Source organism: Demequina sp. (assembly GCF_047975725.1).
GTDB lineage: Bacteria > Actinomycetota > Actinomycetes > Actinomycetales > Demequinaceae > Demequina.
Genome location: NZ_JBKEED010000020.1, coordinates 124,531 through 138,635, shown reverse-complemented (window position 1 = coordinate 138,635; position 14,105 = coordinate 124,531). Strand labels below are relative to the sequence as shown.

The 14,105-nt window shown below is 68.2% G+C and carries 13 protein-coding genes and 1 pseudogene; 6 read left to right on the top strand and 8 right to left on the bottom strand.

The genetic code is table 11. From position 1 onward, the window contains the following. Nucleotides 1–36: 36 nt before the first annotated feature. Both ACK5NO_RS06925 and ACK5NO_RS06920 read right to left on the bottom strand, forming a co-directional pair. Nucleotides 37–522: a hypothetical protein gene (locus tag ACK5NO_RS06925; protein ID WP_416811927.1), complete on the bottom strand. Its 486-nt coding sequence runs from the start codon at nucleotides 520–522 to the stop codon at nucleotides 37–39. 263 nt (nucleotides 523–785) lie between these two features. Then, nucleotides 786–941 (bottom strand): annotated as a pseudogene (locus ACK5NO_RS06920) (IS3 family transposase); the annotation flags it as partial. 129 nt (nucleotides 942–1,070) lie between these two features. Between ACK5NO_RS06920 and ACK5NO_RS06915 the strand changes: the two are divergent. From ACK5NO_RS06915 to ACK5NO_RS06890, 6 genes are all read left to right on the top strand, one after another. Further along, nucleotides 1,071–2,585, top strand: coding sequence for an adenosylhomocysteinase (locus ACK5NO_RS06915; protein ID WP_416811926.1), 1,515 nt, complete (start codon nucleotides 1,071–1,073; stop codon nucleotides 2,583–2,585). Next, the gene (locus ACK5NO_RS06910) at nucleotides 2,582–3,949 is read left to right on the top strand and encodes an amidohydrolase family protein (protein ID WP_416811925.1); all 1,368 of its coding nucleotides are present in this window, start codon (nucleotides 2,582–2,584) and stop codon (nucleotides 3,947–3,949) included. The genes ACK5NO_RS06915 and ACK5NO_RS06910 overlap by 4 nt, the downstream gene beginning before the upstream one ends. A gap of 1 nt (nucleotide 3,950) precedes the next feature. Further along, nucleotides 3,951–4,424: a cupin domain-containing protein gene (locus tag ACK5NO_RS06905; RefSeq protein WP_416811924.1), complete on the top strand. Its 474-nt coding sequence runs from the start codon at nucleotides 3,951–3,953 to the stop codon at nucleotides 4,422–4,424. A gap of 64 nt (nucleotides 4,425–4,488) precedes the next feature. Then, on the top strand, nucleotides 4,489–5,358 hold the full coding sequence (locus ACK5NO_RS06900; RefSeq protein ID WP_416811923.1) for an ABC transporter substrate-binding protein: 870 nt from the start codon (nucleotides 4,489–4,491) through the stop codon (nucleotides 5,356–5,358). Between the two features lie 9 nt (nucleotides 5,359–5,367). After that, nucleotides 5,368–6,237 carry an amino acid ABC transporter permease gene (locus ACK5NO_RS06895; protein WP_416811922.1) on the top strand — a complete coding sequence of 290 codons (870 nt, stop codon included), beginning with the start codon at nucleotides 5,368–5,370 and terminating at the stop codon, nucleotides 6,235–6,237. Next, nucleotides 6,234–6,977: an amino acid ABC transporter ATP-binding protein gene (locus ACK5NO_RS06890; protein WP_416811921.1), complete on the top strand. Its 744-nt coding sequence runs from the start codon at nucleotides 6,234–6,236 to the stop codon at nucleotides 6,975–6,977. The genes ACK5NO_RS06895 and ACK5NO_RS06890 overlap by 4 nt, the downstream gene beginning before the upstream one ends. Before the next feature lie 21 nt (nucleotides 6,978–6,998). On the opposite strand, the gene ACK5NO_RS06885 is transcribed toward ACK5NO_RS06890, so the two are convergent. From ACK5NO_RS06885 to ACK5NO_RS06860, 6 genes are all read right to left on the bottom strand, one after another. Next, on the bottom strand, nucleotides 6,999–9,569 hold the full coding sequence (locus ACK5NO_RS06885; RefSeq protein WP_416811920.1) for a glycoside hydrolase family 65 protein: 2,571 nt from the start codon (nucleotides 9,567–9,569) through the stop codon (nucleotides 6,999–7,001). Then, the gene (locus tag ACK5NO_RS06880; protein WP_416811919.1) at nucleotides 9,566–10,318 is read right to left on the bottom strand and encodes an HAD family hydrolase; all 753 of its coding nucleotides are present in this window, start codon (nucleotides 10,316–10,318) and stop codon (nucleotides 9,566–9,568) included. Before ACK5NO_RS06880 ends, ACK5NO_RS06885 begins: the two co-directional genes overlap by 4 nt. Before the next feature lie 147 nt (nucleotides 10,319–10,465). Beyond that, nucleotides 10,466–11,038, bottom strand: a complete 573-nt coding sequence (pth, locus tag ACK5NO_RS06875) for an aminoacyl-tRNA hydrolase (protein ID WP_416811918.1) — start codon at nucleotides 11,036–11,038, stop codon at nucleotides 10,466–10,468. A 76-nt stretch (nucleotides 11,039–11,114) separates the two neighbouring features. Continuing rightward, complete coding sequence (locus ACK5NO_RS06870; protein WP_416811917.1) at nucleotides 11,115–11,726, bottom strand: 50S ribosomal protein L25/general stress protein Ctc; 612 nt, start codon at nucleotides 11,724–11,726, stop codon at nucleotides 11,115–11,117. 292 nt (nucleotides 11,727–12,018) lie between these two features. After that, entirely contained in the window at nucleotides 12,019–13,428 is a 1,410-nt protein-coding gene (locus tag ACK5NO_RS06865) for a hypothetical protein (protein WP_416811916.1), read from the bottom strand. After that, entirely contained in the window at nucleotides 13,425–13,964 is a 540-nt protein-coding gene (locus ACK5NO_RS06860) for a sigma-70 family RNA polymerase sigma factor (RefSeq protein WP_416811915.1), read from the bottom strand. Before ACK5NO_RS06860 ends, ACK5NO_RS06865 begins: the two co-directional genes overlap by 4 nt. Between the last annotated feature and the right edge of the window lie 141 nt (nucleotides 13,965–14,105).

Below are 14,105 nucleotides of genomic sequence, written 5' to 3'. Positions count from 1 at the left end.
TCCTGACCCGGGTCCATCGCCGAGAGTTGTGCGCCGTCACCAGGTCCTCCCGAGTGATTTTCCCGTGCAAGTGTCTGGCCTCAGCGGAATATCGAGACATGTATTGACCGTGACCACATATCGGTCGGAGCCAGCAGTCGGAAAGCCCGACCCTGTGTGCGGCAGCACAATGGCCTTGGACGAGACATTCGTCCACGCCGACTGTTTGGCTGTGGTTCCTGCCGTTCGCCGCTCACCGCTGCGCTCGGAAAGCGTGCGATAGTCAAGCGCCGAAGTGTTCAGGCGCATATAGAAGTGATGATTGTCACCTTGGGTCAACTTGTATTTCACCGACTCGATCTGGCCCGTGAAATTGCCGGTGGCCGAATCCTTCATATACCACGATCCGTAGGAACTCGCGGTGCTCCCGTACCCGGTGGTTACCTGCGGACTAGCTGACGAGGCGTAGGCGTCACCGTCCCTCATATCGGCGTGCGCCACGCCCGGCGCGAAAGCCACGATGGCGAGCGCCAGCAAGGGCACCCGGGCTCCCCTCAAGTGGTGTCGTGCACGGCGACGTGATTGTGACACCATTGAATTCCCCCTCGGAATCACCTGTGCTCGCCCTAGAACTGCGCTCATCCGGTGAACGATGACGGAACTATGACACCCCCCCCTGGGGCCTGTCAATGGGTCAGTCCCGCGGTTTTTTTGCGTCTTATCCAACGCATGGCCACAGAGACACAGTGCACGCCCCCGCCCTCAACCTCCTCTAGGACCATTCTCGGCGCGGTTCGAATTCGTCGCGCACGCTGGCGGAGCTGGAGCGGATGCCCCTGTCGGTCGCGTTCCCACAGACCCATCCACAGCGGGGTCATCGCCGGGTCGACGTGCTTGGTGGCCTGCGCATGCCAGGCCACGATGCGCTCCTAGGAGACGTCGACGGTGAACGCCACACGAACGCCGTGTTCAGCGACGTGTAGGACACCCCCGTACCGCGCGCACCGAAAACTCTCGTCCTACAGGAGCACCCCCACGGGTCAGCCGCGCAGAGGACGTTTCTACAGTGACGCCAAACTTAGACTTGGCTCATGACCGATGCGCGCGGCGAGGCGGAGCGGCTGCTGCGCCGCTTCGCCCGCGACACCAACTTGCTGATCGCCGGACGACCCATGCGGGTGGCTGGCGATGGCCCCGTCGCGCCAGCGCTGCGCGACATGCTCGCGGGCATGGGCGCGCTGGTCACCGCCGGTCCCCACAGGCATGACACCAGCGCCGATGCGGTGGTTGTCGATGTCTCCTCCGGCGCCATCACGCTCGATGGGCGCCCGCTGCCAAGCCGGGGCGACGCGGGCGGACGAGTCTCGTTCGCCGGCGCCCATATGCCCGTCACCCGGGCGCTTGCGCGCGAGCTCGCCGCCGAGCGCTGCGTCGCGGGCCTGCGGATAGGCGTCGCCATGACCCTCGAGCCCAAGACCGCGAACCTCGCGCTCATGCTGCGCGACGCTGGCGCTCAGGTGGCTGTCTACGCCCACCCGGACGAGACCGACCCCGAGGTCGCCGCCGAACTGCGCGCCCGCGGCGTCCCGTGCGACGCGGACGACACCCTGACCGCTGACCAGGAACGCGCCTCGGCGAGCGCCTTCCTTGAGCGCGGCTTCGACGTGCTGGTGGACGACGGCAGCCATCTGACCCGCCTGGGCCACGAGTTGGGGCTCGCGCACGAGTGGATCGGCGCCACCGAGGAGACGACCTCTGGCCTCACGCCGCTGCGGGCCATGAAGGCTGCGGGCGAGCTGGTCATCCCCGTGATCGCCGTCAACGACGCGATCACCAAGACCGGCTTCGACAACCGTTACGGCACCGGGCAGTCGTGCGTCCTTGCGATCGCTGACCTGCTCGACGATGCGGGCGTCTCCGTCCGCGACCAACCGGCGCTGGTGATCGGTTACGGCCCCGTGGGTGAGGGCGTCGCCGCACACCTGCGCGCGCTCGGCACCGTCGTGCGGGTCGCCGAGCGCGACCCCGTGCGCGCACTCCTGGCCGCCCACGACGGCTTCGAGGTGGTGGGGGCCGATGCGCACTCGGCCGAGGGCGCTCTCGTGGTCTCGGCGACGGGCTGGCCGGGCACCATCACTGCCGCGATGATCGCGAGCGCCGCCTCCGTCGCCGTGGCAGGCGGGGTGCCTGGCGAGATCGACCTCGACGAACTGCTCACATCCGGCGAGAGCCTTGAGCCCGTCGCCACGAGCGTCGAGCGCCTGAGCGGCTCCGGCACGCTCGTGCTCGACCGCGGCGGCTGCATCAACGTCACTGCCGCCGAGGGCAACCCCATCGAGATCATGGACTTGTCGTTCGCCACGCAACTCGCGGCCGTCCGCGAACTCGTCACCGGCCACGGACCCACGGGCAGGCGCGGGCCAGGCGTTCACGCCCTGAGCCACGCGGCCGTCGACCACGTGGGCGCCGTCGCCGCACGCGAGCGCGGCGTGCCCGTCACCGCGGGCGAGCGCGCCTCGGCCACCTCGGCGGGCGATTGGCGCTCGCCCCGCTACCGCATCGGCCCCCAGGACGAGACCACCCAGCACCACCCAGGAGCTTCATGACCGGCTACCCCGTCACCCTGTACTCGGCAGACCTCGTGCTGCCCATCACCGCGCCTCCCATCCTCGACGGCGCGATCGCCGTGCGCGGCGAGCGCATTTTGCACGTGGGCGAACGCGCGTGGGTGGAGCGTTCGCTCGCCGAACGTGGCGTGCCCGTCACCCACGTGCGCTGGCCTGGCGTCCTCACGCCAGGGCTGGTCAACGCCCACACCCACCTGCAGTACACGGGGATGGCAGAGGTCGCGCAGCGCACCTACCAGGGATTTGACGACTGGATCACGGGCTTCAACCCCGTATACGAGCGCGGCCACGACTGGGGAGCCGATGCCGCGGCAGGGGCCGCGATGCTCGTCGCCACCGGCACCACCGCCGCGGCAGACATCGTCACCGACCCCGAGGCCGCCCACGCCCTCCACGACGCAGGCCTGCAGGGCATCGCGTACTGGGAGGTCATGGACTGGACCAACGACGAGTGGTCCAAGCGTGGCCGCGCCGAGGTCGAGGCCGCCCTGGACTCGCTGCCCGACCGACCCGGCACCGGGCTGAGCCCCCACGCGCCGTATTCGCTCGAGATTGTGCCGCTGCTCGAGATCCCCGACATCGTGCGCGAACGCGGCCGGCGCCTTCACATTCACCTGGGCGAGTCGGGAATCGAGCGCGAGTTCGCGCACGACGCCGCCGAGCCGTGGCAGTCGCAGGGCCTGGGCAGCCTCATCGAGTTGCGCCAGGCGGGATTTGGCACCTCCGCCACGGACTACGTCGACCACCTGGGCGTTCTAGGCCCCGACTGCCATGTGGCGCACGGCGTCTACATGTCCGAGCGCGACCGCGCGATCCTGCGTGCGCGCGGCACCACAGTGGCGCTGTGCCCCCGCTCGAACGAGGTGATCGGGCTCGACGCCCCGCCCGTCGCGGCCTACCTGCGCGAGGGCTCGCCCATCGCGATCGGCACCGACTCGTTGTCCTCGTCCCCCTCCCTCGACCTCATGGGAGAGGTCAAGGAACTCATGCGGGTCGCGCGCGGGCAGGGTTATTCGGGCGACGACCTCGCCGAACGGCTGCTGCGCGCCGCAACCCTGGGCGGCGCCCACGCCATGGGCATCGACGAGGGCGCCCACCGCACGGGCTATTTGGCCGTCGGCGCCAGGGCCGACCTTGCGTTCTTCGACGTGCCCGTCACGACCGCGGACGAGACCCTCACCGTGCTCGCCGAGTCCGGTGACGGCCGTTGCGCCGCGACCGTGATCGGCGGACGCGTGCGTCACGCCACCGCTGCCTTCGTGGACGCGGGAGGGGCGGCGGCCATCCCGCCCGGCCCGCGCATCGGCCCTCCCTTCCCCGCTGCCCGTGCCCAGGAGGCCTGACATGACCACCCCCGCGACCGCATCGGCCCTGGACCTTGCCCCCCACCCCGAGGGCGGCTGGTTCCGCCGGACCTACACGTCCCCCATCCCCGTCGACACCGACGGCGGCAAGCGCCCAGCGCTGACGGTCATCCACTATCTCCTCACGCCGGGCGAGAGCTCCGCGTGGCACGTCGTGAGCTCCGACGAGATGTGGCTGTGGCACGGGCCAGGCACGCTCGAACTGCGCCTGGGTGGCGACGGCGAGAGACCCGCCGATACGGCCGATGCGCGGGTGGTGGTGCTCGGTCCCGTCGCCTCGGGTGCGGCGGCACAGGTCCTGGTGCCGGCCGGCGTCTGGCAGTCCGCCACACTCGCAAGCGACGAGGAGTGCCTGGTCAGCTGCGTGGTATCCCCCGGCTTCGACTTCGCCGACTGGCGGCTGGCGGGCGCAGACGGGACCGCAGGCTCAAGTCATCCCTCCACCGCCGAGTAGGATGCGCACGTACCGCGAGCGATCAGCGTCGATCACGCTCCACACGCACACCCATGGAGAAATGATGATCACCACTTCACTGCGCCGCGCCACCGTCGCGGCTGTTGCCCTGTCGACTCTCGCGCTCGCGGGCTGCTCCGGTACCTCCGACGAGGACCCCACGCCCGCCGCGACCGGCACTCCCGAGACCACGTCCACCGACGTCGCGCTCGAGACCGTGGTCGAGGGCAAGCTCACCATCGCCACCGGCGAGCCCGCCTACGAGCCCTGGGTGATCGGCGACGACCCCACCACTGGTGAGGGCTTCGAGGCAGCCGTGGCCTACGCCGTTGCCGAGGAGCTTGGCTACGACGCCGCGGACGTGGTGTGGACCCGTACCACCTTCGACACCGCGATCGCCCCTGGCGCCAAGGACTGGGACCTCAACCTCCAGCAGTTCTCCATCACCGACGAGCGCAAGCAGGCCGTCGACTTCTCCTCCTCGTACTACACGACCGCGCAGGCGATCGTCTCGGTCGAGGGCAACGCCGCGGCCGAGGCCGGCTCGCTGGCAGACCTGACCGACTCCGTGGTGGGCGTCGCCGTGGGCACCACCTCCTACACCGCGGCCGTCGAGGCGCTCGGTGAGGACAACGTCCAGGTCTTCAACAACGTGGGCGACGTCGTGGGCGCGCTCAACGCTGGCCAGATCGACGCCTTCGTGACCGACCTGCCCGGCGCGTTCTACTCCGCGGCCGTCGAGGTCGACAACGGCGTGATCGTGGGCCAGTTCGCTGGCGCCGAGGGCGACGAGTTCGGCATTGTGCTTCCCAAGGGCTCGGCCAACACCGCTGCAGTGACCGAGGCCGTTGACACGCTGCGCGAGGACGGCACCCTCGCCGCGCTCGAGACCGAGTGGCTCTCCGAGGCCGTCGACGTGCCCGTCCTCGACTAAGGACTGCTGATGACGACAGGCGGGGCGCCCCAGATCACGTGGCAACCCAGTGCTCTCGAGCTCGACCGCCGGGCCCACCGGCGCCGGGCCTCGGGGCGCTCCGTCCTGATCGCGCTGGTGTCCACGGTGGTATTCGCCGCCGTGGTCGGCACGCTCGTGCTCAACTCCCCGGGCTGGGAGTCCGTCCAGCAAACCTTCTTCAACCCTCAGGTCGCCAAGGACTCGTTCCCGCGCATTCTCGAGGGGCTGTGGCTCAACATCCGGGTGCTGTTCTTCGCGACCATCGCCGTGGCGGTGGTAGGAACCCTGCTCGCGGTCCTGCGCTCGTTGCGTGGACCCGTGTGGTTCCCGCTGCGCATGTTTGCCACCGCCTACACCGACCTGTTTCGCGGCCTGCCGGTCCTGATTGTGCTGTACCTCGTGGGCTTCGGCATCCCGGCCCTCGACCCCACCCAGCGCTACCCCGCCGCCGTGCTCGGCACCATCGGCATCTCGCTGTGCTACTCCGCGTACGTCGCTGAGGTGCTGCGTGCAGGCATGGAGGCCGTGCACCCCTCGCAGCGCATCGCCGCGCGGTCGTTGGGGCTCTCGCATGCCAAGACGCTGCGCCTCGTGGTCATCCCCCAGGGACTGCGCAAGGTCGTTCCGGCGCTCATGAACGACTTTGTGTCCATGCAAAAGGACGTGGGCCTGATCTCCGTGCTGGGCGCCGTCGACGCGATCCGCGCCGCGCAGATTGTCCAGGCGACCACCTACAACTTCACGCCCTACGTGGTGGCCGGCCTGTTGTTCGTGGCCCTGAGCTTCCCGATGATCCGCCTGACCGACTACGTGTCGGCCCGCATGGCCAAGCGCGAGCAGATGGGAGGAACGGTGTGACCGGCTCTCCCGTCCTGGCCCTTCACGACGTCCACAAGTTCTTTGGCGACAACCACGTCCTCAAGGGAGTCGACCTGAGCGTCGACGCCCACGAGGTCGTCGTGCTCATCGGCGCCTCGGGCTCCGGCAAATCCACGCTCATGCGCACCATCAACCTCATTGAGCGGGTCGACGACGGCACCATCAGCCTCTCGGGCGACGACATCACGGATGTGCGCGTGGACGTCGACCGGGTGCGCTCTCGCATTGGTGTCGTGTTCCAGCACTTCAACCTCTTCCCCCACATGTCGGTGATCGACAACGTCACCCTCGCGGCACGCCAGGTGCACAAGATCCCCACGGCCGATGCGCGAGCCCGTGGCGAGCAATTGCTCGCTCGGTTTGGGCTTGAGGACAAGGTGGGGGCGTACCCCGATCAGCTCTCGGGCGGCCAGCAACAGCGCGTTGCGATTGTGCGCGCGATCCTGACCGACCCCGAGTTGCTGTTGCTCGACGAGATCACCTCAGCCCTCGACCCCATGCTCGTGGGCGAAGTCTTGGACCTGGTGCGCTCGCTCAAGGAGGGTGGCTCGACCATCCTCATGGCTACCCACGAGATGCACTTCGCTCGCTCCGTCGCCGACCGCGTGGTGTTCATGCACCAAGGTCGCATCCTCGAGCAGGGCACCCCCGAGCAGATCTTCGGCTCCCCTCAGGAAGCTGCTACCCAGGAGTTCCTTGCTCGCGTGATGCAGCGGTAGCCAGCCAGTGCATCGGCCCTGCTAGTGCTCGTCCTCCCGGTAATGGTGGACAACCTCGTCGAGCTGGATCTCGTGCGTGAGCGTGGTCTCCTCGTTCACGGTGGCGGGCAGCGAGGGCGTGATGACCGTGCCGTCCGCGCGCACCGTGCCGTGGTACTTGGTGGGGTCGGGCGCGCCTGGAATGCGCTCGCCCTGGCCGTCGAGAGGCACCGTCAGCGGCGCCAGTTGCGTGAGCGAGAAGCGCTCGCCACGCACCTGCACCGACAGTCCGGGGCCCTCCTCGATAGTGAAGGAGATCTCCTCTTGACGCACCGTCACCCGCACACGGGTGCCGCGCTGGGACAGGCGGAAGGTCAGCGAGTCCCAGTCCTCGGGAAGGCGGGGGTCAAAGCACAGCACCTCGCCCTGGTCGCGCAGGCCACCGAAGCCGTGGACGAGCGCAGCCCAGACTCCGCCGGTCGAGGCCACATGCACACCGTCAGAGGCATTCGAGTGAAGGTCGCCTAGGTCGACGTAAAGGCCGTCCCAGAAGTAGCGCAGCGCGAGCTCGTGATAGCCCACCTCTGCGGCGACAATCGACTGCACCACACCCGACAGCGTCGAGTCTCCCGTGGTGATCGGGTCGTAGTACTCGAAATCGGCCTTCTTCTGGTCGAGCGTGAAGTCGTCGCCCTGGAGGAACATGGCGAGCACCACATCGGCCTGCTTGAGCACCTGGAAGCGATAGATCACCAGCGGGTGGAAGTGCAGCAGCAGCGGGCGCTTCTCCGCGGGAGTGTTGGCGAGGTCCCACACCTCGCGCTCGTTGAACAGGGCGTCCTGGGGGTGGATGCCCAACTGCTCGTCCCACAGGATCGCCATGCCGTCGGCGGCCCGCTCCCACTCCTCGATTTCGCTTTCGGTGACCTGCAGCCTCGAGATGAGCCTGGCGTGCTGCTCAGGCCAACGGTCCTGGAGTTTGCGCACATTCTGCGCGGCACACCGCAGATTGAAGCGCGCCATCACGTTCGTGTAGAGGTTGTCGTTGACCACCGTCGTGTACTCGTCGGGGCCGGTCACGCCGTGGATGCGGAACGACTCTCCCTTGCCCGGCACGGTGCGCCAAAAGCCCAGGTCGGCCCACATGCGTGCGGTCTGCACGAGGATGTCGATGCCCTCGCGGGCGAGGAAGTCGTCGTCACCGGTGGCACGCACATACTTGTCGATCGCAAAGGAGATGTCCGCGTCGATGTGATACTGCGCGGTGCCGGCCGCGTAATAGGCCGACGCCTCTTCGCCGTTGATGGTGCGCCACGGGAACAACGCGCCGTTTTGCGCCATCTCAGCCGCGCGACGCTCTGCCGCGCCCAGCATTCGGTAGCGATACCGCAACGCGTTGCGCGCGATCACGGGGGACGTGTAAATGAAGAACGGCAGCGCGTAGATCTCGGAGTCCCAGAAGTAGTGGCCTCCGTAACCAGAGCCGGTGACACCCTTCGCGGCGATGCCGTGCCCGTCACCACGCGCCGCTGCCTGCGCGAGCTGGAACAGGTTCCACCGCACGGCCTGTTGGATCGCGTCGTTGCCGCCAATCTCGACGTCGGAGCGCTCCCAGAAGTCCGCGAGCCACTGGCGCTGGTCCGCGAACTGTGTGTCCAAGCCCTCTGCGCGCACCCGGTCAAGGGTGCGGTTGCAACGGTCGGCAAGCTCTCTCGCAGGCACCGCGCGCGAGGTGTGATAGCTCACGACCTTGGTGAGGGTAAAGGTCTGGCCGGGCTTGGCGCGGGCTCGGAACACGTGCTTGGCGTAGTCCTGCTCCACCTCCTCGACCCGGTCGTAGTCGTCCTCGAAGTCGACCCAGTGCTCCATCGCGGTCGCGAGCGTCATGCCCGACGTCGCGCACTGGTAGCCCAGGACGATCCGGTCGCCCTCGGCGTGCTGGAGGCGCGGCTCGAGCACGCGCTTCTCCATCCGCTCCGCCTTACGCGGGTCGGCGATCACGTCAGGAGAGGGGTTGGCACGGTACTCGTCCAGGCCCGCCTGGCGATTGAGCATCTGCGACGAGATGGCGATGGGCGCCTCCTCGTCGAGCAGCGTCACCTCAAACGTCATCACGGCCAGGTGGCGCTGGGCGAACGACACCATGCGGGTCGAGCGCACCCGCACTCGATTACCCGAGGGCGTGCGCCAAATCAGATCGCGCGACAGCACGCCGTCGCGCATGTCGAGCACCCGCGAATAGCTCACCAGGTCGGCGATCGACAACAGCAGCGGCTCGTCGTTGACGTACAGCCGGATGATCTTGGGGTCGGGCACGTTGACGATGGTCTGGCCCGTGCGCGCGAAGCCGTATGCCTCTTCGGCGTGCAGAATCTTCCACGTCTCGTGGAAGCCGTTGATAAACGTGCCGTGCGCGTGGGCGTCGTGCCCGTCCTCGACGTTGCCGCGTAGTCCCAGGTAACCGTTACCTACGGCGAACAGGGTCTCGGTGACACCCAGGTCTGCCTTGGAGAACTCCGTCTCCACCAGGCGCCACGGATCGACGGGGAACCGCAAACGGTCAAGGTAGTCGGGGGCGCTCGTGTCGCTCTGGTCGCGCTTGGCTGCTTTCACGGGGCAATCAGCTCCTCAAGGTCGGTCACCACCACGTCTGCACCCCCCGCGAGCAGCGCTGCCGCGCCCGCTCCCCTATCAACGCCCACCACCAAGCCGAAGTCCCCCGCGGCCCCGGCTGCCACACCGGACAGCGCGTCTTCGATCACCACGGCATCGTCGCTCTCGACGCCCAGTAGTTGGGCGGCGAGCTCGAACATGTCGGGGGCCGGCTTGCCGCGGATGCCCTCCGTCGCCACCACCGAGCCATCGACCACGACCTCGAAGCGGTCAGCGAGGCCTGCGGCCTTGAGCACCTCGGGGGCGTTGCGGGAACTCGACACCACTGCCATCGGCACGTCGAGCGACTCGAGGTGATCGATGAGCCGCACGGAGCCCGTGTACGGGTCCACGCCCTCGTCGCGCAAGATCGCCGCAAATGCGTCGTTCTTGGTATTGCCAATCCCGCACACCGTCTCCGTGCCAGCGGGGTCCGTGAGGTCGCCCTCGGGCAACACCACGCCGCGAGAGGCCAGGCACGCACGCACGCCGTCGTAGCGTGCCTTGCCGTCGACGTACGCGAAATAGTCGTCGTCGGTATACGCGGGGGTGATGCCATGCGCCGCGAAGTAGTCGGTGAACATCCGGTGCCAGGCCTTCATGTGGACCTCGGCCGTCGGCGTCAGCACACCGTCCAGATCGAACAGCGCAGCGCCGTAACGCCGGTGATCGCTCTGGGGAATCTCCCAGGCATTGTCGGTGGTGGTCACGCGTCCTCCCTCGTGCATTCGCCGTGGTTCGACGCAGGCGCAACGGCGGCCCGCACCAGTACTTTCGATAGTAGTGACGCGCGAGGGGGGTGTGTCCATTCCAACGCCCCAGCAGCGCCGATGCACTCTGGCCTTAAGTGACGTCGCTCAGCTCTTCGAGTGGAAGCGCTGCTGGGCGGCCTCGAGGCCGTCGCTCAGCACAGCCTCGACAGCATCGGCCGCATCGTCGATGAGGAAGGGAAGCTCCTTGCGCTCGGTCGACGAGAACGGCTTGAGTACGAAGGCTGCGGCATCCATGCGGCCGGGCGGGCGGCCGATGCCCACCCGGATGCGGACGTAGTCCGGTGTCGCCAGGGCCTTGGAGACGTCTTTGAGGCCGTTGTGGCCGCCCGAGCCACCGCCCCTCTTGAGGCGCACCTGGCCAAACGGGATATCGAGTTCGTCGTGGATGACGATCACGGATGCAGGCTCGACCGAGTGGTACTTCGCGAGCGCGCTTACGGGCCCTCCGGACACGTTCATGTACGACATGGGAGCACCGAGCACGACGGGCTGGCCCGCGAGTCGCACGGTGGCGGCGCGGGTGCGGGTCCTCTTGTGCACGGACAGGGCGCCGCCGCCGCGAGAGGCGAGTTCGTCGAGCACCATCTGGCCCACGTTGTGACGTGTGAGGGCGTACTCCTCGCCCGGGTTGCCCAGCCCGATCACCAGCGCGCTCATGGTCTCCTGCTCTTCTGCGGTTCCACGACGAAGCGCCCGCCACCAGGGGTGACGGGCGCTTCGCATGAGAGAGATCTTAAGCCTCGTCGCCCTCGGCAGCCGCGGCGGCCTCCTCGGCCTCGTCCTCGGCGGCCTCGTCCTCGGCAGCGCCACGGGGCACGGTCACGTGGACCACGAGCAGCTCGCCGTCAACGGCAAGCTCGACGCCCTTGGGCAGCTCGACGTCGGCAGCGGTGATCTTGGCGCCCTCTTCGAGGCCCTCGATCGAGACCACGAAGGACTCGGGCAGAGCGGTCGCCTCGGCGAGCACCTGGAGCGTCGCGTTCTCGAGCACGTGGATGGCACCGGGGGCAACCTCACCCTCGAGGTGCACGGGCACGTCGACGGTGATCTTCTCACCCTTCTTGACCGTCAGCAGGTCCACGTGGACGATGATCGGCTTGATGGGGTGGCGCTGGACGTCCTTGGCAACCGCGAGCTGCTTGTCACCGTCGATGTCGATGGTGAGCAGGGCGTTGGGGTGCTTGAGCGCCATCATGGTCTCGTGGCCGGGCAGCACCACGTGCTTGGGCTCTTCGCCGTGGCCGTAGATGACGGCGGGGATGCCGGCTGCGGCGCGGATGCGGCGGGCGTAGCCCTTGCCGAACTCGGTACGGACCTGGGCGGTCAGCGTCAGCTTGTCAGACATGTGAATCTCCTCGGAATCGGTCAGATGGCCACGGCAAGGCAGGCGTGTTGCGCATCTGCCGCGTCGATCACGGAGCGCCCAGTGGGCCTCCCTCGCCGAGGAACCGGACCATCATACCGGAAAGCCGAGCGTGGCGCATCGGCCCTCCCCTGCCCTCCTTGCCCGGTCCTCCTTGCCCGGTCCTCCCCAGCCCCCTTGCCCGGTCCTCCCCTGTTGATACCCGTCTCGACGGGATCGGGGCGCGCGGGGCGCGCCTGATACCCGTCTCGACGGCGGCGCGGCAACTCGACCGTCACGCGCACTCGTACACACGCTGCGCGGCGTAGGCGTCGATCGCGACCACCCACTGCCCGTCCGCGCGCTGCCACGTCATCACGGAGCGCGCCTCCAGAAACGCCTCGTAAGTGGCGTAGGGGAACTGCTCCATCTCGAGGCCCTGGACGTCCTCTGGGTTGCCCCGCATGGCATCGAAGACCGCACGCGCCACCTCATTGCCGCCGTCGCGCGGCAGGTAGACCGTCTGCCCCGCCACCGTCGACCCTGCCGCCACCCAGCCGGTGGGGTCGTGACGGGTATCAAGTGTCTCGGCGGCACCAAAGCAGGTGCGTGTCGCGGGCAGGAGTCCATACTCCTGCTCAGACGATGACGCCCCTTCCGGAGCGGGATGGGTCCACGTATCCCGACCGTCGTCCCACGCGACCGCGCCCGCGCCGTACGCATCAGCGAGAGCCCACGGAAGGTCGATCTCGCCGCCAAAGGGCGTCACGATCCGATAGCGCGCATCGGTCAGGCCCTCGACCCAGCCGTCGATCCTGTCCTCGACCAACACACTGTCGCCAAGCGTGGCCAGTTCGCGCCGCTCGCCCATGCCGAGGAAGTCGCGGTCGTCCACGGTCAGCTCGATGCCTGGAGCGGCCACCAACGCGCCCGCGTACTCGTGGGCGTATGCGGTCCTCTGGCCGTACCCCTGAGGCGTGGCCGTCTGGACCGTGAGCCCCTCGGCCGTGGTCACCGAGTTGGGATAGCTCAACGAATCCACGTGCACGGTCCCGTCCTCGGCGAGGCCCTCCGTGTCGTCGGCGACGATGCAGGTGTCATCACTTTGGGAACTGGGACACGTCAGGAGGCGCACCTCGCCATCGCGCATGAGCAAGAGGTGCTCGACCGGGTAGCCCCCGGAGAAGTACTGGAACTCCGGCCACACCGTCGCGACGATCTCCCACGTTCCGACGCTGCCAATGTCGTAATACTGCAACTGCTCGCTACCACTGCCGCCGACCAGCCCGAGCGCCCCCAGCGCGACTGGCGCATGCCAGGTCTCGCCCGTCGTGGGTGACACCACTCGCTCGAGCCACTGCGCATCGTCCCCCATGGCCGATGCGGGTGCTGGCGTGCCCTCTCCCGTCGAGTTCGTGGGGGTGGGGCTGGGGGACGAGGAGGCAGTGGCGGCGGGCGTGGGGTCTTGCGTAGGCGACGGCCCGGGCATGGCAGGTTCGGGTTGGAGCGTGCCGTAGCCGACCCACGCCAGGGCGCCGATCGCGACGGCTGCGACGGCGCCGCCGGCCCCCGCGAGCACCGCGCGTGTGCGGCGACGCCCGCGAACGGCACCCTTGGCAGAGTCGACATCGAACTCCGCAGCGCCGGCCTTGGCTGCGGCGAGGGCGCGCTCGCGCTCCCGCAGGACATCTCCCAGATCGTTCATCGCGACTCTCCCTTCGCGGCGTGCACGGTGGTGGTCTCGGGTTGCGCTGAGGTGGTGCCCAGCGCATCGTTCATGAGCGCCAGTCCGTCGGAGGTGTAGCGCTTGACGGCACCCTCGGACAGCCCCATCACGTGTGCGGTTTCGCGTACGGACAGTCCCTCGAGGTGACGCAACACGACGCACGTGCGCACTCGCGCAGGGAGCGCCGCGAGGGCGGCATCCACAGCGTCGTTGGTCGCTATCCGGTCCGCGTGATCGGGAACCGCCTGCGGAACACTGGCCTGCCGATCTCGCTCACGGGCACGTCCGGCCTTGCGCATGTGGTCCACGTGTTTGGTCGCGATGGCCCGTCGCACGTAATGCTCTGCCTGCACGACATCGGTGAATCCGCGCCGCTTGGAAAAGGTCGCGATGACAGCCTCTTGGACCAAGTCCTCAGCAACGCTGGCGCCTGCAAGCATGGTCGCGAAAGCCACGAGCCGACCCCGGCGCACACCTGCCAGCTCGTCCAGCATCGGCTCCCACTGTTGCCCCATGACCGTCCCCTCTGTCGCTTGTCACCCTTGAGACGCTACCGACAGCCCATCGGTTGGGTCGCCAGCGGTCCTCATGGGTATCAGGCACGCGCCGATGTGCTCGATCACGTCCTGACGGGTATCAACCGGGGGACGGTGGCG

What these genes read in the sequence shown, in the direction of transcription:
- ACK5NO_RS06860 (WP_416811915.1), bottom strand. Translation starts at nt 13,964, where the DNA reads ATGGGGCAACAGTGGGAGCCGATGCTGGACGAGCTGGCAGGTGTGCGC.
- pth (WP_416811918.1), bottom strand. Translation starts at nt 11,038, where the DNA reads ATGAGCGCGCTGGTGATCGGGCTGGGCAACCCGGGCGAGGAGTACGCC.
- ACK5NO_RS06910 (WP_416811925.1), top strand. Translation starts at nt 2,582, where the DNA reads ATGACCGGCTACCCCGTCACCCTGTACTCGGCAGACCTCGTGCTGCCC.
- ACK5NO_RS06895 (WP_416811922.1), top strand. Translation starts at nt 5,368, where the DNA reads ATGACGACAGGCGGGGCGCCCCAGATCACGTGGCAACCCAGTGCTCTC.
- ACK5NO_RS06905 (WP_416811924.1), top strand. Translation starts at nt 3,951, where the DNA reads ATGACCACCCCCGCGACCGCATCGGCCCTGGACCTTGCCCCCCACCCC.
- ACK5NO_RS06900 (WP_416811923.1), top strand. Translation starts at nt 4,489, where the DNA reads ATGATCACCACTTCACTGCGCCGCGCCACCGTCGCGGCTGTTGCCCTG.
- ACK5NO_RS06870 (WP_416811917.1), bottom strand. Translation starts at nt 11,726, where the DNA reads ATGTCTGACAAGCTGACGCTGACCGCCCAGGTCCGTACCGAGTTCGGC.
- ACK5NO_RS06915 (WP_416811926.1), top strand. Translation starts at nt 1,071, where the DNA reads ATGACCGATGCGCGCGGCGAGGCGGAGCGGCTGCTGCGCCGCTTCGCC.
- ACK5NO_RS06865 (WP_416811916.1), bottom strand. Translation starts at nt 13,428, where the DNA reads ATGAACGATCTGGGAGATGTCCTGCGGGAGCGCGAGCGCGCCCTCGCC.